Source organism: Marinobacter alexandrii (genome assembly GCF_005871205.1).
Taxonomy (GTDB): domain Bacteria; phylum Pseudomonadota; class Gammaproteobacteria; order Pseudomonadales; family Oleiphilaceae; genus Marinobacter; species Marinobacter alexandrii.
Genome location: NZ_SWKM01000012.1, coordinates 771,670 through 795,039, shown reverse-complemented (window position 1 = coordinate 795,039; position 23,370 = coordinate 771,670). Strand labels below are relative to the sequence as shown.

20 protein-coding genes are annotated in these 23,370 nt (G+C 60.1%); 10 read left to right on the top strand and 10 right to left on the bottom strand.

Annotated features, from left to right (window positions below; all coding sequences use genetic code 11):
• The first annotated feature begins 168 nt into the window (after positions 1 to 168).
• Together FCS96_RS10590 and FCS96_RS10585 are read left to right on the top strand one after the other, a co-directional pair.
• The gene (locus FCS96_RS10590; protein ID WP_138440303.1) at positions 169 to 768 is read left to right on the top strand and encodes a sigma-70 family RNA polymerase sigma factor; all 600 of its coding nucleotides are present in this window, start codon (positions 169 to 171) and stop codon (positions 766 to 768) included.
• A complete protein-coding gene (locus FCS96_RS10585; protein WP_138440302.1) occupies positions 765 to 1,403 on the top strand; it encodes a ChrR family anti-sigma-E factor in 639 nt (212 codons plus the stop codon). Before FCS96_RS10590 ends, FCS96_RS10585 begins: the two co-directional genes overlap by 4 nt.
• 63 nt (positions 1,404 to 1,466) lie before the next feature.
• Here FCS96_RS10585 and FCS96_RS10580 read toward each other — a convergent pair whose 3' ends face one another.
• On the bottom strand, positions 1,467 to 2,210 hold the full coding sequence (locus tag FCS96_RS10580) for an SDR family NAD(P)-dependent oxidoreductase (RefSeq protein WP_138440301.1): 744 nt from the start codon (positions 2,208 to 2,210) through the stop codon (positions 1,467 to 1,469).
• Between the two features lie 236 nt (positions 2,211 to 2,446).
• Between FCS96_RS10580 and FCS96_RS10575 the strand changes: the two genes are divergently transcribed.
• From FCS96_RS10575 to FCS96_RS10565, 3 genes are all read left to right on the top strand, one after another.
• Positions 2,447 to 4,222 carry an acyl-CoA dehydrogenase C-terminal domain-containing protein gene (locus FCS96_RS10575; protein ID WP_138440300.1) on the top strand — a complete coding sequence of 592 codons (1,776 nt, stop codon included), beginning with the start codon at positions 2,447 to 2,449 and terminating at the stop codon, positions 4,220 to 4,222.
• 162 nt (positions 4,223 to 4,384) lie between these two features.
• Positions 4,385 to 5,176, top strand: coding sequence for a tRNA cyclic N6-threonylcarbamoyladenosine(37) synthase TcdA (tcdA, locus tag FCS96_RS10570; RefSeq protein WP_171040736.1), 792 nt, complete (start codon positions 4,385 to 4,387; stop codon positions 5,174 to 5,176).
• Between the two features lie 21 nt (positions 5,177 to 5,197).
• The gene (locus FCS96_RS10565; protein WP_138440299.1) at positions 5,198 to 7,108 is read left to right on the top strand and encodes a cation:proton antiporter; all 1,911 of its coding nucleotides are present in this window, start codon (positions 5,198 to 5,200) and stop codon (positions 7,106 to 7,108) included.
• 4 nt (positions 7,109 to 7,112) lie between these two features.
• On the opposite strand, the gene FCS96_RS10560 is transcribed toward FCS96_RS10565, so the two are convergent.
• The 4 genes from FCS96_RS10560 to FCS96_RS10545 form a co-directional block, all read right to left on the bottom strand.
• The gene (locus FCS96_RS10560) at positions 7,113 to 8,096 is read right to left on the bottom strand and encodes an NADP-dependent oxidoreductase (protein WP_138440298.1); all 984 of its coding nucleotides are present in this window, start codon (positions 8,094 to 8,096) and stop codon (positions 7,113 to 7,115) included.
• A 76-nt stretch (positions 8,097 to 8,172) separates the two neighbouring features.
• Entirely contained in the window at positions 8,173 to 8,646 is a 474-nt protein-coding gene (locus tag FCS96_RS10555) for an acyl-CoA thioesterase (RefSeq protein WP_138440297.1), read from the bottom strand.
• Positions 8,643 to 9,731: an SMP-30/gluconolactonase/LRE family protein gene (locus FCS96_RS10550; protein ID WP_138440296.1), complete on the bottom strand. Its 1,089-nt coding sequence runs from the start codon at positions 9,729 to 9,731 to the stop codon at positions 8,643 to 8,645. Before FCS96_RS10550 ends, FCS96_RS10555 begins: the two co-directional genes overlap by 4 nt.
• A gap of 106 nt (positions 9,732 to 9,837) precedes the next feature.
• On the bottom strand, positions 9,838 to 10,635 hold the full coding sequence (locus FCS96_RS10545) for an alpha/beta fold hydrolase (RefSeq protein WP_138440295.1): 798 nt from the start codon (positions 10,633 to 10,635) through the stop codon (positions 9,838 to 9,840).
• A 400-nt stretch (positions 10,636 to 11,035) separates the two neighbouring features.
• On the opposite strand from FCS96_RS10545, the gene FCS96_RS10540 reads away from it, so the two are divergent.
• The 3 genes from FCS96_RS10540 to FCS96_RS10530 all read left to right on the top strand — a co-directional run bounded on the left by FCS96_RS10540 (position 11,036) and on the right by FCS96_RS10530 (position 14,343).
• Complete coding sequence (locus FCS96_RS10540) at positions 11,036 to 12,118, top strand: AraC family transcriptional regulator (RefSeq protein WP_228264073.1); 1,083 nt, start codon at positions 11,036 to 11,038, stop codon at positions 12,116 to 12,118.
• A gap of 2 nt (positions 12,119 to 12,120) precedes the next feature.
• Positions 12,121 to 13,551, top strand: a complete 1,431-nt coding sequence (gene cls, locus FCS96_RS10535; RefSeq protein WP_138440294.1) for a cardiolipin synthase — start codon at positions 12,121 to 12,123, stop codon at positions 13,549 to 13,551.
• Positions 13,552 to 13,665: 114 nt separating this feature from the next.
• The gene (locus FCS96_RS10530; protein WP_138440293.1) at positions 13,666 to 14,343 is read left to right on the top strand and encodes a GntR family transcriptional regulator; all 678 of its coding nucleotides are present in this window, start codon (positions 13,666 to 13,668) and stop codon (positions 14,341 to 14,343) included.
• Positions 14,344 to 14,351: 8 nt separating this feature from the next.
• Here the strand turns inward: FCS96_RS10530 and FCS96_RS10525 are convergent, their stop codons facing one another.
• Positions 14,352 to 16,433: a patatin-like phospholipase family protein gene (locus FCS96_RS10525; protein WP_407658097.1), complete on the bottom strand. Its 2,082-nt coding sequence runs from the start codon at positions 16,431 to 16,433 to the stop codon at positions 14,352 to 14,354.
• 133 nt (positions 16,434 to 16,566) lie between these two features.
• Positions 16,567 to 17,184, bottom strand: a complete 618-nt coding sequence (locus tag FCS96_RS10520; protein WP_138440291.1) for a hypothetical protein — start codon at positions 17,182 to 17,184, stop codon at positions 16,567 to 16,569.
• Between the two features lie 242 nt (positions 17,185 to 17,426).
• On the opposite strand from FCS96_RS10520, the gene FCS96_RS10515 reads away from it, so the two are divergent.
• On the top strand, positions 17,427 to 17,765 hold the full coding sequence (locus FCS96_RS10515; protein ID WP_138440430.1) for a hypothetical protein: 339 nt from the start codon (positions 17,427 to 17,429) through the stop codon (positions 17,763 to 17,765).
• Positions 17,766 to 17,781: 16 nt separating this feature from the next.
• Here the strand turns inward: FCS96_RS10515 and FCS96_RS10510 are convergent, their stop codons facing one another.
• Positions 17,782 to 20,571: an ATP-binding protein gene (locus FCS96_RS10510; RefSeq protein WP_138440290.1), complete on the bottom strand. Its 2,790-nt coding sequence runs from the start codon at positions 20,569 to 20,571 to the stop codon at positions 17,782 to 17,784.
• Positions 20,572 to 20,667: 96 nt separating this feature from the next.
• Between FCS96_RS10510 and FCS96_RS10505 the strand changes: the two genes are divergently transcribed.
• The gene (locus FCS96_RS10505) at positions 20,668 to 20,901 is read left to right on the top strand and encodes a DUF2789 domain-containing protein (protein WP_138440289.1); all 234 of its coding nucleotides are present in this window, start codon (positions 20,668 to 20,670) and stop codon (positions 20,899 to 20,901) included.
• On the opposite strand, the gene FCS96_RS10500 is transcribed toward FCS96_RS10505, so the two are convergent.
• On the bottom strand, positions 20,895 to 22,346 hold the full coding sequence (locus FCS96_RS10500) for a GGDEF domain-containing protein (RefSeq protein ID WP_138440288.1): 1,452 nt from the start codon (positions 22,344 to 22,346) through the stop codon (positions 20,895 to 20,897). The genes FCS96_RS10505 and FCS96_RS10500 overlap by 7 nt on opposite strands.
• 60 nt (positions 22,347 to 22,406) lie before the next feature.
• Complete coding sequence (gene xerC / locus FCS96_RS10495; RefSeq protein ID WP_138440429.1) at positions 22,407 to 23,348, bottom strand: tyrosine recombinase XerC; 942 nt, start codon at positions 23,346 to 23,348, stop codon at positions 22,407 to 22,409.
• Positions 23,349 to 23,370: the final 22 nt, after the last annotated feature.

The window sequence follows — 23,370 nt, the reverse complement described above, 5'->3', positions numbered from 1 at the left end:
GCCTCCCGGAAAGCGCCCGGTGCCGACCTCATTCATCATTCTTTTTCGTGCTTGCACTGATCCACAGTCAGATCCGGCCCGTAATTACCCAAACTGACAAACCCGGGACGAGTGCATAGAATGATGGCTAGAACAAGTTCAAATCATGTAACTGTCAAGGAGCGTCCAGTGAGCACACTGGAGCAAAAGCCGGCTAGCTCTGAAGGAAGAAAAGACCCTTGGAGCCAGTTGCTGCAGAAAGTGGGCAAAAATCAGGATCGCGCGGCCTACCACGCTCTCTTCGAGCACTTTGGTCCGCAGATCAAGTACTACGCCATGGCAAACGGAATGGCCAGCCACGCTGAAGAGCTGGTCCAGGAAGTTTTTGTCTCCATCTGGCGTCGATCCTGCCTCTATGATTGGCGCAAGGCTGCCGCCTCAACCTGGATTTTCACCATCGCCCGGAACCAGCGCATCGACATGCTCCGAAAGATGCAGCGCACCAGCGCAGAGATGCCGGTTGAAACCGAGGATCTCTGGCAGATCCCGGGGGACAATGAAAATGAACCGGTTACGTCCCTGCATCGTCTCATGTCAGAACGTCGTATTCGGGAATCGCTGAGCCATTTGCCCGAAGAACAGATTACCGTGATCGCCAAGGTCTACATGGAGAACAAGTCGCACCAGATGGTGGCGAATGAGTTGAACATTCCCCTTGGTACGGTGAAAAGCCGGGTGCGCCTGGCATTGAACAAGCTGAAAGTGATATTGCAGGATCAAAACGTATGACACGTCATCATCCCGACAGTCTGAGCTTGATGGAATACAGCGCAGGCAATTTGAGCGAGCCGCATGCTCTGTGCATTCGGCTGCATCTGGACGAATGTCCGCATTGCCGCAGCCGTGTCGATACGCTCGACAGTCTGGGTGCGGTGATGATGGAACAACAGCCTAAGGTGTCTGTTTCCGAGGGCATGTTTGATAGCATTCTCTCCATGATCGACAGTGAGCCGGCGGGAGCAGCCAAGGTTGCCACGGCGCCACGCATGAGTGCCTTGCAGAAGCTGCTCGGCGACGACATCAACAAGCTGCCGTGGAAGCGGCAGTTGGGCGACGTCAGCGTGCTGGACATTACCGATCGGTTCCCGGGTCAGTCCGAACAGGTTGTGTTGCAGAAACTGGCGGCAGGCGGCAAGGCGCCGGCACACACCCATCGCGGGGAAGAAACGACCATCGTTCTGCAAGGTGCGTTTGCAGATCAGAAAGGCGTGTTCAACCAGTGGGATTTTGTCGTGCTTAACGATCAGGATGAGCACAAGCCAGTTGCGGTCGGTTGTGAAGATTGCATTACATTATCGGTGCTCAGCGCTCCGGTTAAGCTCACTGGCACCTTTACCCGGATGCTGAACCCGTTCATTCGCTGATTGGCTTCAGGCTGTAAACGAGACAGGGTGATCATTGATCGCCCTTTTTTGTGCCCATCGAACCTACCAGGGCAATTCCGAACCCTCCCAGCTGAGAAAGCGGCCGTTGTCGTCATCAGTCACGTCTCCGATGACCTTGAGCAGATTCTCTGCGGTCTGGCACGGCGTGTGCACCTTCAGTTGCGCCAACGACTGCCGGAACGGCTCACTGAGCGCCGACTCGGTGGTGCCCGGGTGCAACGCCACACAGGCCACTGGCTTACACCGGCGCGGCAATTCCACCGACAAACCCCGCACCAGCATATTCAGCGCCGCCTTGGAGCTGCGATAGGCGTACCAGCCGCCCAGTCGGTTATCGGTAATGGAACCCACCTTCGCCGAAATCGCCGCTATCCGTTTCAGCTCCTTGTGCCTGAGCCAGGGAATAAGCGCCTGCACCAGCAGGCCGAACCCGGTGACATTGACCGCAAAGGCCTGGGTCATGGCATTGGCAGACAGGTCTTCGAGGCGCTTCTCCGGGAACACAGTGTCGGAATGCAGCAAGCCAGCCGCGTAAACAACGGTGTCGATACCCTCTCGCGCCGGGAACACGGACTCCAGCGCATCAGTAACCGAAGCCAAAGAACCGCTGTCACTGGCGTCCCAGGGCACTAAGGTGACCCGATCGGAGTGGTGCAACGTCTCGGGCGCCCGACCCGGGTCCCGGCACAAGCCAACTACCCGGCTGTCCGGGTACTCGGCCAGAATGGCCTCTGCCAACGCAGCGCCAATGGCTCCCGATACGCCGGCTATCAGCACTCGTTTCATGGTGACTCTCCCACTGGTGTAAACACTTCAACGCCCCGGCTGTTCCTCAAGCCGCGCGCTCAAATCCTGTAGGAAATACGAACAGTTTAACGGCTGGACTGCTGGCGCCTGTGAACCGGGATATTAAAACGGGCGTATGAATCACCTGTTCCGATCAAACACAACTCGACACCACAAGATCACGGGCCACTGGCTCGGGGTCTCAAGATAAAGAAGCACACTGAGGAGAGTACTCCATGCAATACCAGGCTCCCGCGAACGATCTTCGCTTTCTGTTGTTTGATGTATTGGGTGCAGACCGGCTCCACGAGCTGGAAAAATACGCCGACGCCACTCCCGACCTGATTTCTGCGGTCATTGACGAAGCCGGCAAGCTGGCAGCGGAAGTAATTCAGCCCACCAACCAGGTTGGCGATCGCGAAGGCTGCAGCTACGATCCCGAGACCCATGCGGTGATCACGCCCGCAGGTTTCAAGGAAGCCTATAAGAAGTTTGTCGAAGGTGGCTGGACTGCCCTGGACGCACCGCTGGAATTCGGCGGCCAGGGACTTCCCCACACCCTTAAATTTGTCGTCGATGAGATGGTCTGCTCCACCAACCTCTCGCTGGGCATGTACCCAGGCCTCACCCACGGCGCCATCAGCGCCCTGCACGCCCACGGCTCCGACGAACTGAAAAAGGTTTACCTGGAGAAACTCATCTCCGGCGAGTGGACCGGCACCATGTGCCTGACCGAACCCCAGTGTGGTACTGATCTGGGCCTGATCCGCTCCCGCGCCACCCCGAACGACGACGGCAGCTATGCCATCGAAGGCACCAAGATCTGGATCACCGGTGGTGAGCACGACCTGGTCGACAACATTGTCCATCTGGTATTGGCCAAGCTGCCCGGTGCGCCCGACACCACCAAGGGCATCTCCCTGTTCGTGGTACCCAAGGTCCTGCCGGACACCGGCGAGCGCAACCCGGCGTTCTGCGGCGGTCTGGAACACAAGATGGGCATCAAGGGTTCTGCCACCTGCGTGATGAATTTTGAAGGCGCCAAAGGCTGGCTGGTGGGCGAACCCAACGACGGCATGCGTGCCATGTTCACTATGATGAACGAAGCCCGCCTGATGGTGGGCATGCAGGGTCTGGGCCTGGCCGAAATGGCTTACCAGGAGAGTTTGGGCTTTGCCCGCGAGCGTCTGCAGAGCCGTTCCCTGAGTGGCCCCAAGAATCCGGACGGCCCAGCCGACCCGATCATCGTGCATCCCGACGTGCGTCGTATGCTGATGCGCCAGAAAGTGTTGAACGAAGGCATGCGTGCCCTGGCACTGTTTACCGGCCACCACCTGGACCTGTCAGTGGCCCACACCGATGAGGCAGTGCGTGAATCGTCGGATGATCTGGTGCAGCTGCTGACGCCGGTGGTCAAGGCTTTCCTGACCGATGAGGGCTTCAACAACGCCAACACCGGTCTGCAGGTACTGGGCGGTTCCGGTTTCACCACCGACTGGCCGCTGGAGCAGCTGGTTCGTGATGGCCGCATCGCCCGGATCTACGAGGGTACCAACGGCATTCAGGCCATGGACCTGGTCGGCCGCAAGCTCAGCCTGAAGGGCGGACAGCTGGTGCGCAGCCTGTTCGGTGTGCTCACCGGTTACCTCAAAGACAACCCGGAAGCACCTCATCGCGAAGAGCTGAAAGACGCCATCAAGTGTCTTGAGGAAGCCACCATGTGGCTGGCGAGCAACGCGCCGAGCGATCCCGAACAGGCCGGCTCCGCCGCCACCCCGTACCTGCGCCTGATGGCCCTGACTGTGATCGGCTACCTCTGGTCGCGCATGGCCGGTGTTGCCGGACAGCAGCTGGAAGCGGATGGCATAAACAAGCCGCTGCTGGAGAGCAAGCAGGTGTCCGCCCGTTTCTACTTTGAGAAACTGCTGCCGGAAATTCACTGGCTGCTGGGCGACATCAAGACTGGCAAAGACAGCCTGATGGCGTTCGACGACGACCACTGGGCCGCATAAGGTCAGAATCGGTCAGGGCCAATCGGCCCTGACCGCACCCATTGTTACGATGACATCCTGCACCACCTATGTGCCGCAACACCTGCGGTGTGACCCCGCTCTGGGTTACAATTGCGCTCTTTGATTCCGTCCGGTCCCACACCGGACCTGACCGGAGGCCGCATGAACGCCGACGATTACGCCTTTCGCTTTGGTGGCATTGAACGACTCTATGGGCATCGCGCCCTGGAGGCTTTTCGGTCCGCCCACATTGCCATTGTCGGACTGGGGGGCGTGGGCTCCTGGGCCGCCGAATCGCTCGCCCGTAGTGGAATCGGCACCATCACCCTGATCGACATGGACGACATTTGCGTGTCCAACACCAACCGCCAGCTTCATGCCCTGGAGCAGCAGTACGGTCGTACCAAGACCGATGCCATGGCGGACCGCCTGCGGGCAATCAATCCCCAGGCTGATATCCGGGTGCATTTCGGTTTCCTGACCACCAAGAACGTCGCTGAGCTGATCACTCCGGCGATGACCGGCGTGGTCGACGCCATCGACAGCGTCAAGGCCAAGGCCGCCCTGATCGCTCACTGCCAGCGCCGCAAGCTCCCACTGGTCTGCGCCGGTGGTGCCGGTGGCCAGATGGACCCAACTCAGATTCAGGTCGCGGATTTGAGCAAGACCACCCAGGACCCGCTGCTGGCCAAGGTGCGGAACCTGTTGCGCCGGGAGTATGGCTTTTCGCGCAACCCAAAGCGCCGTTTTGGTATTGAGGCCGTATACTCGCTGGAGCAACTGACATATCCTGCCGGGGACGGCGAAGTATGCTTGCAGAAACCGGCAACCGATGGCCCAGTGCGATTGGATTGCGCTTCCGGTTTTGGCGCGTCAAGCCCGGTCACCGCCAGTTTTGGCTTCTTTGCGGCTTCCCGGTTGCTGAACCGGATCGCCAGACGCGCCAACCAATAACCCAAAGGATTTGCCCCCATTATGCCCATTAGCACGGTCCTGCTGCTTGCCAGCATCGGCGTTCTCTCCCTGTTCTGCCAATGGCTGGCCTGGCGGGTCAGGATGCCGGCAATCCTGTTTCTGCTCGCCGGTGGTATTGCCGCCGGCCCGTTCTTCGGTTTCCTGGTGCCGGAGGCGGTGTTTGGTGAGCTGCTGTTCCCGGTGATCTCTCTCGCCGTCGCCATCATCCTGTTCGAAGGCAGCCTGACCCTGCGCCTGGCCGAAATCCGTGGCCACGGCAAAATGGTGCGCAACCTGATTCCGGTTGGCTCCATCGTTACCTGCATCATCGGCACTCTGTCAGTGCGCTGGCTGCTGGATGTATCCTGGCCGGTAGCACTGCTGTTTGGCGCCATTTCCATCGTTACCGGCCCCACGGTGATTGCACCGCTGCTGCGCTCGGTCCGACCAAAATCCAACCTGGCCAACATCCTGCGCTGGGAAGGCATCATCATCGATCCGGTCGGTGCGCTGCTCGCGGTACTAGTGTTCGAGGGCATTATCTCCTGGGGCCAGGGCAACGTGTTTGGCCACTCGCTCTACATCTTCGGCAAGACCCTGATGGTCGGCTTCCTGATTGGTGCGATTGCCGGCTACCTGAATGGCCTGGTATTGCGTAAGCACCTGGTCCCGCAGTACCTGCACAATGCCGGCACCCTCACCTTCATGCTTGGCGTTTACGCCCTGTCCAATGAAATCGCCCACGAGTCCGGCCTGCTGACGGTTACCGTAATGGGGATCTGGATGGCCAACATGAAGCAGGTGCCGATCGAGAGCATTCTCGAATTCAAGGAGTCGCTCAGCGTTCTGCTGATTTCCGCCCTGTTCATCATTCTGGCCGCCCGCGTGGAGTTCAGTGCCATTGCCGAGCTCGGTTGGGGGCTGGCCCTGGTGCTGGCGATCCTGATGCTGGTGGCCCGGCCGCTGAGCATCTTCCTGTCGGCGATTGGCACCAAGCTGAACTGGCGGGAAAAACTGTTCCTGAGCTGGATTGCCCCTAGGGGCATTGTCGCGGCTGCGGTCTCGGCCCTGTTTGCCTTCCAACTGCAGAAACTGGGCTACGAGAGTGCCGGCACCCTGGTGCCGCTGGTGTTCATGCTGATCATTGCCACCGTGACACTGCAGAGCCTGACCGCTCGCCCGGTGGCGAAAATGCTGAAAGTGGACGAGCCGGCGGAATACGGATTCCTGGTGCTCGGGGCTAACCCGGTCGCACGCATGATCGGCCTGGCCCTGAAGAAATCCGACGTGCCGGTCACCCTGGCAGACACCAACTGGGAGAACGTGCGTCAGGCGCGCATGGAAAACCTGCAAACCTATTTCGGCAACCCGGTGTCGGAACACGCCTCAACCCATCTGGACTTGACAGGTATCGGCAACCTGCTGGTGATTTCGCCCTACAAGCACATGAACTCATTGGCCACCTACCACTTCCTGGACTGGTTCGGGAACCACAGCGTATTCAGCCTCGCGGAAGGCGATCAGGACCAGAAGGCGCGTCACCAGACCGCCGAAAAAATCCAGATGACCCGGGGCCTGTTCGGTGGCGTGAGCTACGCCAAACTGGCCAGCCTGGCGAGCCAGGACTACACAGTGCGCACTACCCAGCTCAGCGACGAGTTCAGCTATGACGACTTCCTGAACCAGTTCCAGCGCCAGGCATTGGTACTGTTCGTGTTCGACAGCAAGGGCCACGTTATGCCGGTGATGGACATGGAGACGTTGAAACCGGAAAAAGACTGGATGCTGATCAGCCTGGTCCCTCCCCAGGCCCGAAAGGAGCGCAAGGAGCGGGACGGACAGGCAAGCAATGGCACTGCCACTAAAGAAAGCCCGAGCAACAGTGCAACCGAGAGCTCAGAGACGGAAAAAGAGGGTAACCAAGGGGCCTGAGCCCTCAGCGGCAGTCCAGGACCAGTTTGCCGCGCACGTGACCGCCTTCGAGCAGTTCATGGGCGTGGGCAACCTGATCAAGGGGAAAGACCTGATCCAGGTGCACCCGGACATCTCCATCCTCGATCAGCTCGGCAATTTCATCCAGGTGGAAGACATCGGGACGCACGGTCATGCCGTGGGCCCGCAAGCCCATGTTTTCGGCGGCACTAATGATCTCATCGGCGGTCACCGTCGGGATGGTCACCAGCACGCCATGCTCTCCCAGGGTATGCAGCGACCGCTTACCTTCCTCACCGCCCACCAGATCAAGCACTACATCAAGGCCGTAGCACTCTTCAGCAACGTCGGTGGTTCGGTAATCAATGACTTCGTGCACACCCAGCTCGGCCAGGAAATCCCGGTTCGCCGCGGACGCCGTGGCCACCACGTGGGCACCCCGCTCCAGCGCAAACTGAACAGCAAAATGCCCAACCCCACCGGCACCGGCGTGAATCAGGATTTTCTGTCCTGAATCCAGCTTGGCCACCTCGAACAGCGCCTGCCAGGCAGTCAGTGCCGCCAGGGGTAAGGCCCCCGCGGCCAGCAGGTCCAATTCCTCCGGCACTATGGCAAACTCATCGGCTCCGGCGACGGCATAACTGGCGTAACCACCGCCGCCCTCTGGAAACCCGATCATGCCCATTACCCGATCCCCAGGCGCCAGTGTCGTCACGTCTTCGGCGACTTCGACCACTTCGCCCGCCACGTCGTAACCCGGAGTCCAGGGCAGACTGTTTTCAATCTGTCGGGCGGCGAAGCCAAGCCCCTTACGGGTCTTCCAGTCGATGGGGTTGAGACCAGCACCATGAACGCGAACCAGCACCTGGCCTGGACCGGGCTGCGGAATGTCCGACGTCTTCACCTGCAGGACATCGCGCTCGCCAAACCGGTCATAGCTGACATGGCGCATGGTGGTTTCGGTGTTCGACTCTTCGGGATTTACCATGACGGTCTCCGGACAACGGCAGTAACGGGAAGCAGGTGTTTTTTTCAGACTAGCAGAAGATGCTACCGAAGGTGATTCATTTGACGGCCACGCCAGTTGCACCATTGACCACGGCTGCCGCCAGGATCTCGGCGAATTCCCGGGGGGCTCGGCTCGGGCGCTGGGATTTCATATCCACACAGGCGTGGGTGGAAACCGCCCGGACCAAGGTCTTGCGGTCAGTCGGGCGAACCAGCTGGAACTGGCGGGAAGAACGGAAACGACCATCATACCCGGTCAGCCAGGTGCCAAGGATCAGCCGGTCACCGGCGTTGGCGGATGCCAGGTAGTCGATTTCAGTGCGGGTGATGGCCATCGCCTTGCCCGTCGCCTCATGCAGTTCCCAGGTCATACCCAGGCTTTCGATGTGGGCCCAGCTTACGTCTTCCAGCCAGCGCACATAGACCACGTTGTTGGCATGCCCCAGGCGATCAGTGTCGTCGTCGCGCACGCTAATTTCGAAGGTAAACGGATCAGGCAGATCCCACTGAAGGGCACTGGCATCGGTCATACTTCATCGTCTCCAAGACCGGGAATGGCCTGCAACGGTAGCCGTCCGATGCGATCATTGTGAAGTGAACCAAAGTATAGGTAACCGCCGTGGGGATTGACCGAGGTGATCTCCTGCAAATGCGTGCCCCGGGTGTCATGGAGACTGGTGATCACCTCGCCGTCCCGATCGAAGGCCACCACCAGACCATACTCCCGTGGCGTCGGCTTCAGGCGGTCCGGCAGCTTGGCCACCAGATCCTTGAGCCAGGGGCTTCGGTGCAGGGCGTCCACCTGGGCGTTGCGCAGCGACGGAAACGCCACCCAGAAGCGCCCTTCCCGGTCGACCGCCAGGTTATCCGGGAAGCCCGGCAGGTTGTCGGCGAACACCTCAGCCTGGCCTGCCTTGGGGCCGTGAATCCAGTAGCGCAGCGTTCGGTATTTCCAAGTTTCGTTGACCAGTACAAAACTGCCGTCGGGCGAGACAGAAACGCCGTTGGCAAAATGCAGGTTACCGAGCAACACCTCAACCTTGCCGGTATAGGGCGAGTACCGCAGAAGGCGCCCGTGGGGGCGCATTTCCAGGAGGTCGAGCCGGTAATCCGGCTGCTGGAAGCGGGAACTGGCGTCAGTGAAGTAGATGCGGCCATCGGGGCCGATATCAACGTCGTCGGTGAACCGGAACGGCGTTCCCTCCGCTTCCCGTGCCAACACGGTGATGGTCTTGTCCGGGGCGATCGACAACAGGCCTTTCCAGGCGTCCGCAACAATCAGGTTGCCAGCGTCATCAAACACCAGCCCCAGGGGACGGCCTTCGGTCTTGAGCCAGGTTTCCACCCGACCATCGGGGAACAGCCGAACAATACGGCCATCCTGGGTACCGGCATAGACAGTGCCATCGTCGCTGACCGTGGTGTCTTCCGGGCCATACACTTGCCCGCGTGCCAGCAGCTCCGCCAGCCGAAGCCGTTCATTGGGGGCCAGCGGCCCGGTCAGCGGCGGCGGCGAGGGCGGCTGCCAGGCCTTGCTGTCAATGGGCGATGGTGTCAGCAGAAAAGTGCCCAGCAACACAAACAGGACCAGCGCTCCCACCATCAACCATTTCATAGACCATGCCCGCCTGTTCGTGTGTTCAAACCCTTTCTCGCGATGGCTTAACCTTAGCAGACCGCCACCATCCGAGAAAAATGCGAACCCTGGGGAAGGAGATAGCCTACGGGCCCTCGGCCAGGAACCGTCGACTCAGGGCGGCAAAGGTATCGGCCTTCTCGGCGTGCAGCCAGTGCCCGGCATCCTGAATGACACGCAGCTCTGCAGCCGGGAACAGGCGCTCGATCTGCTCCCGGTGCTTCTCCTGGATGTAGGCGGATTCGGCACCTTTCAGGAACAACACCGGCCCTTCGTAGGGTCCCTCGCCTTCCGGAGCCATGGCGAGATTGCCATAACAGGCTTCGATGATCGGCAGGTTCAGGCGCCAGCGGAAGACGGCGCCGCCCTCCTCCTGTTGCTCACGCGGTACCCGCTCCAGATTCTTCAGCAGGAACTGGCGGGTGGACGGCATCTCGACAAATTCGGTCAGGAACTTGTCGGCATCCTGGCGAGTACGCGCGTTCTGCAGGTCCAGACTTTTGAGGCCTTCCAGAATGGCATCGTGGCGGGGCTTGTAACTGACCGGCGCAATATCGGCGACCACAATTTTCTCGACCCGATCCGGCGCCTGCAAGGCAACCTGCATGGCCACCTTGCCGCCCATGGAATGGCCAAGGATGCGGGCCTTGTCGATGCCCTGCCGGTCCAGATAGGCAATCACATCCGCGGCCATGGCGGGATAATCCATGGTGTCGGTGTGGGGTGAGCTGCCGTGATTGCGCTGGTCCAGGGCGTGGATTTGCCACTCGTCCTGCAACCGGCGGGCAATGCCGCCGAGATTCTCCAGCGACCCAAACAGGCCATGCAACAGGATCAGCGGCGCACCTTCGCCGGTAATACGGTGGTTCAGCTCGACACTCATGGGTAGACGATCTCCGGTTTAGCGGGTGGTTTCTGACCGGTTACATTACCACCGCCAGTGCGGCGAGCAAATGCCGCCCGGCCGCGGGTGGCAAACAGGCACAAAAAAGCCGGGCCAAGGCCCGGCTTTTCAGTCGTCGGCGTTACGCCGGAGGACTCAGCAATAGAAGATGCTGTTCAAGTATTCGGCGAGCGCAATGACGTTCGTCCGTTCAATCTCGTTGTGCGGTACAAAAATTTCCTGTTCCATATAACTCCTCCTGAAAACACCGTTCCATTGCATCAACCTGATGACTTAATGCTATCGTTGTTGCCATGACAAACCGTTGACAGGCGGTTTCATTCGCTTGACATTTTGTATCAATCCCAGATGAAAGATTGTTAACCATCAGGAATACGCCTTGATCCCTGCTGCGTCAGATTACAATCACACGCCCCTGGTGGCCGCCTCCAGCACGCTGGCCCTGGTGCACTACCTCCAGAGCCAGGGCCTGCTGGATCCGGCCCGGGTGCAACAGATCATCGGCATGGACTTGCAGGCGCTGGCCAATCCGGATTTGCGTATACCGGCGCCGGCCCACTACCGCCTGTGGGACTACGCCGAGCAGGTAACCGGTGACCCGGCGATAGGACTGCACGCAGGCCTGGTGGTTGATCCTGAGCGCATGGGGCTGGTGGGCCACGTGTTCTTCAACTGCGACACCCTGGGTGAAGCGGTTACCCAGTACGTCCGCCTGCACCGGTTGATCAACGAATCGGTGACCCTGAGTTTTCAGCAGACCGGCGACGAAGCCATCCTGACCTGGCAACCGGATGCCCCAAATCATTACTCCCGACAGGACATGGACCGGACCCTGGCGGCAGCGCTAAGCCGAACCCGGCACTTCATCCACCCGGAGATTCACGCCGAGTGGGTCGAGGTCGCCCATCCGAGCCCCAGTTACGCCGACGAGTATGAAACCCTGTTGGGTGGCCCGGTGACGTTTGACTGCACCTCGACCCGACTGGCCTTCGACAGCCGCCATCTCAGTCATGGCATTCCCCGTCGCAATCCTTACGTATACTCCGCGGTATTGAAGCAGGTGAACTCTGTGCTGGCACGGCTGCAGCCCAGGCGCTCTTTCGGCCGCAAGATCCGACGCCTGATTTCCAAACAGATGGCGACGGAGAAAATCGATGCCGACAGCCTGGCGCGGCAATGTCATATGAGCCGCCAAACCCTGTATCGAAGACTGAAGCGGGAGGGGCTCAGCTTCCACGATCTGGTAGAGCAAGTACGCAAGGACAAAGCCTTACGCTACGTCGCCGCCGATCACTACGCCCTGGGCGAGATCGCCTTCCTGCTTGGTTTTTCGGAACTCAGCGCCTTTAGCCGCGCTTTCAAACGTTGGACCGGCACTGCGCCGGCCCAGTATCGCGCCAATCAGCTGGCTCGCACCCACCCGACATCCGGGGCCCCGGCCTCTTCGGACGTACGTAAGTGATTATGGAAAACTTTTCTTGGGTAGCAGTGGCGGTTGGCCTGCTTTATCTGGCCGCACTGGCCTGCATCTACCGGATTCTGCTGACCTATCGCACCGCCCAGGGCGCCATCGCCTGGATCATCGGCCTGCTCGGTTTGCCCTACGTGGCGGTGCCGCTATTTGCGCTGTTCGGGCGTTATCGCTTCGGTGGCTACGTCCGGGCCCGACGCATGGGCAACCAGGGCCTGACCAACCTGCTGAACCGGTTTGAACGCCAGACCACTTCCATCGCAGCACCGGCTGACCAGTACTTTACCGACGAACTCCAGGTGCTGTGCAAGCTGGGCCGCCAGCCCTTTACCGAAGGCAATCGCTGCACCCTGCTGAGAGACGGCGAGGCCACCTTCGAGGCTTTGTTCGAGGCCATGGAGAACGCCACCCGCTATATCCTGATGGAATTCTACATAGTCCGCTCGGACCGGGTTGGCCGCCGCATCAAGTCCATCCTGGAGCGCAAACTGGCGCAGGGCGTTGAGGTCTGTTTCCTGTATGACAATATCGGCAGCGTCGGATTATCGAAGACCTACTTGAAACAGCTTACGGCCGCTGGCGCCCGGGTAGCCTCCTTTGGCGATGGCAACGTCCGCCGGCGCCGGTTCCAGATCAATTTCCGCAACCACCGCAAGCTGCTGGTCTGCGATGGCACCATCGGCTTTGTTGGCGGCATCAATCTGGGCGACGAGTATCTGGGTACCGCCATGGACCATGAACCCTGGCGGGATACCCATTGCCGCATCGAGGGCCCGGCGGTGACCGGGCTGCAGCTGACCTGGCTGGAGGACTGGAACTGGGCCAGCGACGAGTGTCCGGACCTGGACTGGGCGCCGCAAAACAACACCGCCGGTGAGGATCGGGTACTGATGCTGCCAACCGGACCGGCGGACGACTGGGAAACCTGCACCCTGTTCTTCCTGAACTGTATCAACAATGCCCGCAGTCGCCTGTGGATCTGCTCGCCCTACTTTGTGCCGGACTTTCAGATCATGAACGCGCTGCAGCTGGCCGCCCTTCGGGGTGTGGATGTGCGCATCCTGATTCCGGAGAAATCCGACAGCAAGCTGATTGGTCTGGCGGCGTACTCGTACCTGGTACAGGCCAGTAAAAGCGGCGTTGGCATCTACCGCTACCAGCCGGGCTTCATGCATCAGAAGGTGGTTCTGGTGGATGACCGTTACGCCGCGGTGGGTACGGCCAACCTGGACAACCGGTCAATGCGGCTGAACTTCGAAATCACCGCCGTGACCACCGCACCGCATTTCATCAGCAGCGTTGAATCCATGCTTGAAGACGATCTGGACAACTGCCGGCTGATGACCGAGCGGGACTACCGGGACCGGTCCATCCTGTTCCGGTTAACCTGCCGTGCCATCCGGCTGCTCGCACCGCTGCTATGATCTTGGCTGTGAGCGCCATAGTGAGATGCGAGCCGCCCAGCACTGGTTTCTTTCAGCCCGATTATGCGACTATGCCCTGACCCATCAGCCCGCATGCAGTAGCGACATCACACCATGAACGCGTTCCAACCCAGAGAAACCCTGACCGAACAGGTCGCCCGCCACATTGAGAACCTGATTGCCTTCGGCCAGCTACGTTCTGGCGAACGCATTTACGAAGGGGCAATGGCCAAGGATATGGACGTCAGCCACGGCTCCATTCGCGAAGGCCTGCTGCTGTTGGAGAAACGCCACCTGGTACGTAACGTGCCGCGCAAGGGCGCCTTCGTGACCACCCTGGACGAGTATTTCGTCCGCAGCCTGTACGAGACTCTCGAACTCTATCTGACCCACACCGGCCGCAAACTGATCCGGCAATGGCAACCGGCCGATATGGAACGGCTGGAGTTGCTCTATGCCCGGATGAAAACCTGCTTTGAGACCAGTGACCTGATGGCCTTTCTCGAGCTAGGTATCGAGTACACCAAGGCTTCGCTGGTGTACGCGGACAACTACTTTATCGTGGCCGCCATCGACGATCTCTGGCCGTCGGCCAAGCGCTGCGCTTTTGTAGCCTTCCAGCGCGGTGGCAGCCATGTTTTCGAGGACAACCTGGCGCACATGCAGGAATCCATCCAGGCGATCAAGGATCGGGACGAGGACCGCCTGACGGCGATCCTGCACCGCTACGCCATGCAGCAATGTCAGCAGGTCCTGGACGCCATCGCCGTGATCGAGAAGCAGGACGCCTAGCGGGCGGATCAGTAGAACAGCTGGGTGAACGAGAAACCAATATTCAGGTAGGCGGCCCAGTCGTCCCGGTTGTTGTAGGCGGTGGCAAATTGCACGGGCCCCAGAAAGGTATCTACCCCGGCAAACACACTGTAGGAACGCACTGTATTGCTCCAACTGGCCTGATCAAACGATTCCCAAGCGTTACCCGCCTCAAAACCGGCACCCGCAAACCAGGGCACCCACGGCCCGCCAAATGCCTGGCTGGCGTATAACGCGCCCAGCAGCGCGTTATCGCCAGTAATCTCGCCCGGAGCGTACGCCGACAACCGACGGAAGCCGCCCAAGCGCACCGCGTTCTCGATGCCGGGTTCACCGGCGGTCACGGCCTCGCCAAACAACAGGCCCGTCAGGTTAAAGCCTTTCCAGCTGTCGGTGCCCAACAACATGCCGGTGACCGAATCAAAGTGGCGGTCTGAACCCAGGCCCTCGCGCTCCAACCGCCCCCGGATACCGGCAAAGGCACCGTGGCGGGGAAAGAAGGTGTCATCCAGGGAATCGTGCACCAGTTGCAGGCTGACCCCGCCCCGGTGCACGGTGTCGTCGCGCACGATCGGCAGGCCGATCTGTTCGTCCACCGTGGCGTAACCGCGGACGTAAGTCAGACGGATTTCTGCGTTACCACCCAACTCCATACCCAGGGCCAGATCCAGGTCACGATAGGTGACATCCACTTCGCTGACCGGACGGGTACCACCATCATAGATACCCAGAGTGTCACGACTGTATTCACCCCCAAGCACCAGGAAGCGCTGGTAGCCGTAATCGAGTGGCTGATACCACTGGGTTCGCACCCAGGGATCGGTGCCGAGCTGAACTCCGGTCTGCCACTCCGCGCCCAAGTCGTTGAGCTCAGTCATCCTCAAGCCGGTGGCGATGTTGAAACGGGTCTCACCATCAAAGTTGTCCTCGTAACCCAAGCCAAAAGACAGGTAATTCGGGCCCCAGCTTTTCTCCTTTACCCGCACCGTCAGCAAGGTGCCTTCCGGACTGGGTTCCAACGCGTAGGATACGGTTTCGTAATAGCCCAGACCGTAGATGCGCTTCAGATCCGCCTCCAGCGCCTCCACGTCCAGGGGTTCGCCGGCCTCTTGCTGAATCCGTTCCCGCAGGAATTCGGGCGCCAAGCCCCCGCCCTGTTCAATCCGGATGTGGGAAATTGGCCCGGCCTCGTAAGGTGTAAATGCCGTCTGTGACTTGTAGCCGGCCCACTCTTTTCGCGGCACGATCAATGGCCTCAACGCTACAGCCTTCTCCCGGGCAGCCGTGGCACCCAGCTCAAACAACACCAGCGCGTTGTAAAAATCCACCGAGCCGACGCCCTCGAGGTCAGGCCGGATGAGAATGTCATTTTCGCCCAACAGATCCAGCTGTTGCTCGGTATTGCGACGAGTCATGATGGTGGTCAGTTGCCCCACCACCGAGAAAGCTTCCTTCAACTGGTCGGCGTCCAGCAGCGGGTCGGTGATATCGACGGCAATGATCACGTCTGCGCCCATGTCACGGGCGACGCTGACCGGCAGGTTATTGGCGACGCCGCCGTCCACCAACAGGCGACCATTGCGATTAACGGGGGCGTAAACACCGGGAATGCTCATGCTGGCGCGAATGGCTTCGGCCAGGTTGCCAGCGCCCATCACCACCTGTTCGCCGGTTTCCAGATCCGTGGCCACTGCCCGGAACGGGATGGCAAGGCGGTCGAAGTCCTCCACCAGCGCCGCATTGCGGGTCAATTCGTTCAGAATGAAACCAAGATTCTGGCCCGCGATAATGCCGCCCCCAACATAAAGGCCATCCGCCCTGACCCCGATGCCTGGGGTCACCGGCAGTCGCACTTCATCCTGTTTGCGTCGTATTGGTTTGTAGACCCGGCCCGGGTCGTCCTGGAAGCTGGACAGCCAGTCCATTTCAATGAATCGACGTTCGATATCCTCCACCGGCATCCCCGACGCGTACAGGGCGCCCACGGCTGAGCCGGCGCTGGTGCCCACCACCAGGTCCACCGGAATGTTCATTTCCTCCAACACCCGCAGCACACCGACGTGGGCCATGCCTTTGGCGCCGCCGCCACTCAGTACCAATCCCACCGTTGGCCGTTCTGCCGCAGACAGCGGCACGGCAATCAGGGCCACGGCCAGGATCAAAACTGGCAGTCCAAGCTTCACCGCCACCAGCACCCTCGAATCAGGCACCGTGTATGGGCTTATCGGAAGCGTCTTCGTCGACCAATGACAGGTGTGACACATCCGGCACCACCGGCGGTGGCAGCTCACGTTCCACGCCCAGTTCCGTTCCTGCGGGCGCCAGAGTCCAGTCCTCAAGGTGCTGGAACATCGGCGGCTCAACCTCGGTATGCTCCATTAACGTGACCCCGACCGGGTCCAGGCTCAGCCCGGACCCCGAGAGGATATCGTCCACCTTGTCACCGGCCACCGGTAAGCGTTCACCGGGCTCGGTGTCCGGGACCTTGCGTGTTGCTGGCGATGACGACGGCATTTCAGTGCCGGCTGGTTCGGCGGAACGTTGGCGCGCCGACTCCGGAGCGGCAGCAGGGACCGGACGCGCTGGCTCTGGTGCCCCGGCCATGGGCTGAACATAGGCAATCATGCCGTGCTTCTTCAGCACCGCGCGGTATTTCTCGGCCTGAACCTCTTCCAGCTTGTTGCGGATAACCACCGGCTGGCCACTGAACATTCGCTCCACCTGCTCGACACTGGCCTTAAACAGGTTGCGCGCATTGGCTCGAGCGGTCTCCGGATCGGTGCCGGGAGCGCATTCCCCTTTAAAGACGAGCTGAAACATGCCAATTCCTCTTATTTGACTGTCTTATTCACAGAATAGTTGATAGCTTAGCCGCCGGCTGCCGCCAGCCCGTCGTTCGAACCGCAACAAACGCAAAAAGTTGAAAAATTCATGCCCTTCATTACGCAAAGTGCCAGCCACTCTGCAATAATCACCTGTAACGAAAGTTTACACTCGGTAACACGAATGCCCGATTGTCACGGGGAGTACCCGTCATGAAAATCACGCTTTGCGCCACTGCAATGGCCACCGCCCTACTCATAGTCACCGGCTCCGCCCATGGCGAGAACCTTGATGTTCTGATGAGCCAGGTTTTTCCCCAGGAGCAGGCGACGTATATTGGCTACGAAAGCGTTGAGCGTGAAGACATCCCCGCCTCTGCGGCCGTCGAACGCAAATACCTGATTGTCGATTTCCGGTTCGAGGCCGCTCAGCCGCCAGTAGAGCAGCTTCAGGTCAGCGTGCACAAGGTATGCATGACCCTGCTGAAAGACCGCGATCTGATTCGCCAGCTCTCCGATTCCGGTTACGACATGGTCGCGGTTGCCTTCGACCGCCGCTCCCAGTTCGACTGCCTGTAAGCTAAGCCCCCAGCGACTAGCGCCGGCGACCAAGCAGTTTCGGGAAGGCCTCAAGCGCACTGTTCACCGCGTCGAGATTAAACGCTTCCACATCCGTCAGCAGTTTTTCACCGTAATGGGTCACCGATTTCGAGCGGAACCGCTGGCCCCAGGCTATCAATCGCCGGGCAAAGTCCTTCATCTTCTCCGGATCCCCACTTTCGCGGATAGTTTGCCACTCGTCGCCAAAATCCGACGCTAGCTGTTCCCGCAACCAGCCCCGCTCCTGGATACTCAGGGTCTGGGCCAGCAAGCGCTCGGCTTCCTTGGGTTCACCTTCGTCCTCCGCCTCCTTTCCGGATGCTTCCACCCTGGGCAGGACCACGGTAAACACCGACCCCTTCCCGGACTCACTCTCGAGCTCCAATTCGCCGCCCATCATGCGTGCCAGTTTCCGGCTGATCGCCAGGCCCAGTCCGGTACCGCCATAACGACGGGTATTCTGCCCTTCCTGTTGTTCAAAGGCATCGAAGATACGGTCCCGCTGATCCGCGGGAATACCAATACCGGTATCCTGGACCGTGACCACCAGCCGGTAGAACTTCCGGACCTCGCCGTTGCCAGCGTCCGGCTCACTGGACGCCTCGGACTTCAGCCGCGTTGCCGTGGCCCGGACCGTGACTCCGCCCTCATGAGTAAACTTGATGGCGTTACCCACCAGGTTAAACAGCACCTGCCGCAATCGGGTTTCATCGAGCATCATCGACACCGGCATGTTCGAATCGACACTGACCTCCAGCGAAATCCCCTGTTCCATGGCACGCAGATCGAAGATGTGGCGCACGTCTCCAAGCAGACGTCGCATCGACACCGCGGAGTAATCCAGCCGCAACTTTCCAGCCTCGATACGGGACAGATCGAGAATGTCGTTAATCAGCATCAACAGGCTTCGGCTGCCAGCCCGAATTGCCTCCAGATAGGTACGCTGCTGAGGGTCGGTAACGGTATTGTTGAGCAGATCACTGTACCCGATCACGGCATTCATCGGGGTCCGAATCTCGTGCGACATATTGGCCAGGAACTCACTCTTGGCCAAACTCGCGGTTTCAGCCTCCCTGGCCAGGCGCTCGGCTTCCAGCTTAGCCGCCCGCAGTTCGTCTTCGCTGCGACGCAGGGCGTTCTCGGAGCGGATCCGCTCATCCACTTCCCGGGACAGCTTGCGGTTCCAGTACAGGAAGATCAGCACCACCAGAACGGCGATCAGCACCACCCGGCGCACCACCGTGTAGTCGGTTTCCTGCTCGATATCGAGGTGGATCCAGCGGTTATAGATCGCCTCCGTTTCCGCCGCGTCGAGGCTGTTCAGGGCCTGATTCAGAATCCGATGCAACTCGGGTTTATCCTTGCTGACCGCCAGCCGCAAGTCGTACTCGTAAGGCGTGATGCTGGTGATTCGGAGATTCGACAGCCCGAGCCGGGCCACGGTGTAGCTGACCGCCGGAATATGGGTGACCATCACCTCCAGATCGCCGTTAGACAACGCCAGCAACCCCTCTTCAACCGTCTCCATTGGATAGATGTCCAGATCCGGGTGATTAATCAACAGGTAATCATGGGCGGCGTGGCGATTGACCACACCGACCCGCTCATCCCGCAGCTCGCGTAATTCACCGATGAAACGGCCATCGTCCCGAATGGCCAGGGCAATGGGCACTGTCAGATAGGCGCGGGTAAACAGGTAATCACTTTCGGTACGCGGGGTTCGCGACAGCCCCGGCAGAATATCAACCTCATCGGCCTCCAGCTGCCGCTCGGCGGCGCCACGATCCGACACCACCGAGCGATTGAATCTGGTGTTCAGCTCAGTCTCCAGACGGGTTACCAGATCCGGCACCAGGCCAGTAGGTCGGTCATCCTGGGCATACTCGAACGGCGGCCAATCCGACCGGAAGGCCACCCGCAGATTGGGGTGACGCTTAAGCCATTCCTGGTCTGATGCCGACAATTCAAGGCCACTGCGTTCCAGTGCCGGCACATCCGCCTGCAGCCAGGCCTGGCGGATGACCCGATGTTCGCTGTGACTGATCGCCGCCACCGCCTGGTTTAGAACTCGGAACAAGCGGTCGTCGTCCACGTCCACCTGCAACACCACGTCAACCCGGGCCTCTTCCAGCAGCGCCGCAAGCCCAATGCCGCTGATCATCGCCGACTGCAGGTAATCCGACACCACTGGCACCGGCCCCAGAAAGGCATCAGCCTGTCCCGACAGCACCCGACTGACCGCATCACCTATGCTGTCTACTGGGACCGGGGTAAAGCTTTCGACCGGGTCCAGCATAGGATACTGGTTAACGTCACCATCGATGATCGCAATGCGGCCGCCTTCAAGGTCCGAGAGGCTGCGAATGGCGACGTCGCCGGCACTGACAAACAGCCCGTAGGTCAAGCTCATCAGGGGTTCGCTGTAGCGCTTGCCCGGGGTCACCTGGGCGTCAGGCAGACGTGTTGTCAGCACTGCATCGGTGGCCAGCTCTGCTGGTTCGTTACCCTGACCCAGGGTTACCGGCTCAATGGGCACGCCCAGTTTGCCCGAGAGTCGGGCGAGGTAATCGATAAAGGTACCGGCAAGCGTGCCGTCGCCGGTATCGAAGATCAGCGGAACCTGGCCGATGTTTACACCAACCCGAAAACTGCCCTGCTCGCCCAGCCAGGTCAGCTCCTCATGGCTCAGGATTGGCGCTGGCGACGGCTGGGGCGGGTCCGCACGCAATGGGGATTGAAACAGCACTAGAAGGCAGCATAGTAAGAAGGGTGGGATTGCCTTCACTGGATATCCTTAGGGGTTCCGCTACATTTCAGGGAACAATACCTGCAAACGACTGTGATTTCATTCTGGCAAGCACCGATCAGGAGAAACCGACCCATGGACACCAGCAAGCACACGCTCAGTACCCTTTTCGAACAACTCGGCCTGGCGGCCGATGAGGAGAGCATTGAGGACTTCCTGACCAAATACTCTCCGTTGCCGCGGGAGATTGCGCTTCAGGATGCGCCCTTCTGGTCGGAGAGTCAGTCACACTTCCTGGAAGAAGGGCTCGAAGAGGACAGCGACTGGGCCGAGGTCATCGACGAACTGGATGCCCGCATGCGTCACTGACCGGCGTCTTCGCCTTCGATATTGATGCAATTTCGACCGGCGTCCTTGGCCAGATAGAGGGCCCGGTCGGCGCGTTCAAACACTGTTTCTTCCGAGTCCCCCTGGCCAAACACGGCCAAACCAGCCGAGAAGGTTACAGTCACCGGCTCGCCGCTGAAATGAAACGGCAATTTGCTGACCCGCTGCCGCAACTTTTCCATCGCCACCAGGGCCGCATCCGGTCCAGTCTCCGGAAATAACAACACGAACTCCTCGCCGCCATAGCGGGCAACATAGTCTGTGGTCCGCAGGCCGGCTTTGAGTTCCCGGGAAATTAGCTGGAGAACCCGGTCTCCGGCCTTGTGGCCATAGCCATCGTTGATGCGTTTGAACAGATCGATGTCCAGCAGGCCAATGGTCAGCTCGTTCCGATAGCGCTGCCAACGATTGAACTCGAACGACAGCCGCTCCTGCCAGGCTTCCCGATTCGGCAACTGAGTGAGCAGATCGGTCATGGCCCGCTCGCGTTCGCGCCGGACCTCGTATTGCAGCTGCTCAGAGTGGGCCTCCATGACGGCGATCTTTTCCTGCATCGCGCTCAGTTGATCCGACAAGACTTTCTCACGGTCGCTTTCCTTATCCCGGAACCGGCCGACGGCATCGCCAATGGAGGACAGATGTTGGCTCACGGAGGCCTTCAACTGGTTCAGGTCTTCGCTCTCGCGAATATCCGCGCCGATACGGGCCATGCCCTCACGAATATCCTGGTCCAGGGTCTCGGATGCCGACAGGCGATCCATCTGCGCAGTCGACTGCTCGGCGAAATGCTCGTGCAACAGGGCCAGCCGGCCATCCAGCCGCTTGAGAAAGGCTTCAAATTCGCCACGGCTTCGGTTCACCGCCGTAATCACCAGCTCGGCAACGTGATTCAGCCCTTCCCGAACCTCATTCCAGTCACTACTGTACAGCAGGGCCCGCTGCAACTCCCGGCCACGGGCCTCGGCATCGGAATCCAGGGTCAACTGATCCAGCAACTGACCCAGCAATTGTCCAACCCGTTGGGCAATTCTCAGGCGCTCGGTATTATCGGCCAAGTCTCGTTCATCGCCTGGAACAGGCCCTGCCGGTGGCGGTGTCTCGGCATTGCTTTTAAAGGAATCCGGTGACGGCTCCGGTGATGGTTGCATCTGTTCCGCTTCCGAGCACTCATCCAGCAACGCAACCTGCCGATCGATCTGCTCCTGCAGCTCCCGCCAGGCCTCGACATCAACAGACTTTTTACGAAGATCCTTGCGAACCCTAGCCAGCAATTTGTCCAGCTCCGGGGCCTGACCTTCCGAGGCCAGACTGGTACGCACCAGCATCCGTTCAAGGGTATTACGCTCAGTTTGCCACTGCTCTTCGCGGCTGCCTGACGAGTCCAGCGCCTGCAGGTATTTCTCCTTCCAGGACTGCTCCGATACCATGAGACGCTTCCGTAATGCTTTCCCTAATCGCATGATCTTGCAATTTTTCCCAGTAGTCAGCTAGTCATCAGCCTGACCATCCCCGCGCGGTTCGCCCACCGATCCTCGACGATGCGCTCGGGGATGACTCCGGTCATAAACCCGGGCCAGATGTTGAAAATCAAGGTGAGTATAGACCTGTGTGGTGGCGATGTCGGCATGTCCGAGTAACTCCTGCACCGCACGCAGATCGCCGCTGGATTCCAGCATGTGGCTGGCGAAGGAGTGTCGAAGCAGGTGCGGGTGTAGTTTCTGGTCCGCGCCTTTCGCCAGGCCCCAGCGATTCAGCCGCGCCTGAACACTGCGATGACTGAGCCGATGGCCGCGCTGACTGACAAACAGAGCCGGCTCGGATTCGGCGGCCAGGCCCGCCCGCAGCGGCAACCAGGTCTCGATGGCAGCGCGGGCCTTGCGGCCAACCGGCACCACCCGTTCCTTGTCGCCCTTACCCAGCACCCGGACCTCACCGCCGGACAGGTTCACGGACGTCAGGTTCAGCCCCACCAGCTCCGCCAACCGCAAACCCGAGGAGTACATCAGCTCGAACATGCACAGGTCCCGTGTTTCCAGCGGGTCGTCGGCATTGGCATCCAGCAGGTGATTGAGCTGATCCACGTCCGCCACCTTGGGCAAACGCCGCGGGCTCTTGGGCGCACGAATATCGAGAGCGGGGTTGTCAGTCGCGAGGCGCTCCCGCAACAGGTACTGAAACAGGCGGCGAATAGCGGAAAGGTGACGGGCAATGCTGCGACCGCCCAGCCCGTCTCGGCTGAGCCTGGCGACATAACGGCGGACGTCGTGGGTGGAAACATCACGCCATTGCTGTTGCTGGCCGGCGTTTAGCCAGTGTGCCAGCCGCAGCAGGTCACGCTGGTAGTTGTCGCAGGTTCGGGGGGAATGACGTTTTTCCGAGGCGAGATGACCAATGAAATTGGTCAGGGGCGCTGACAGGCTGTCCGGCAGCTCGGTAGCACCCAGCGCCTCG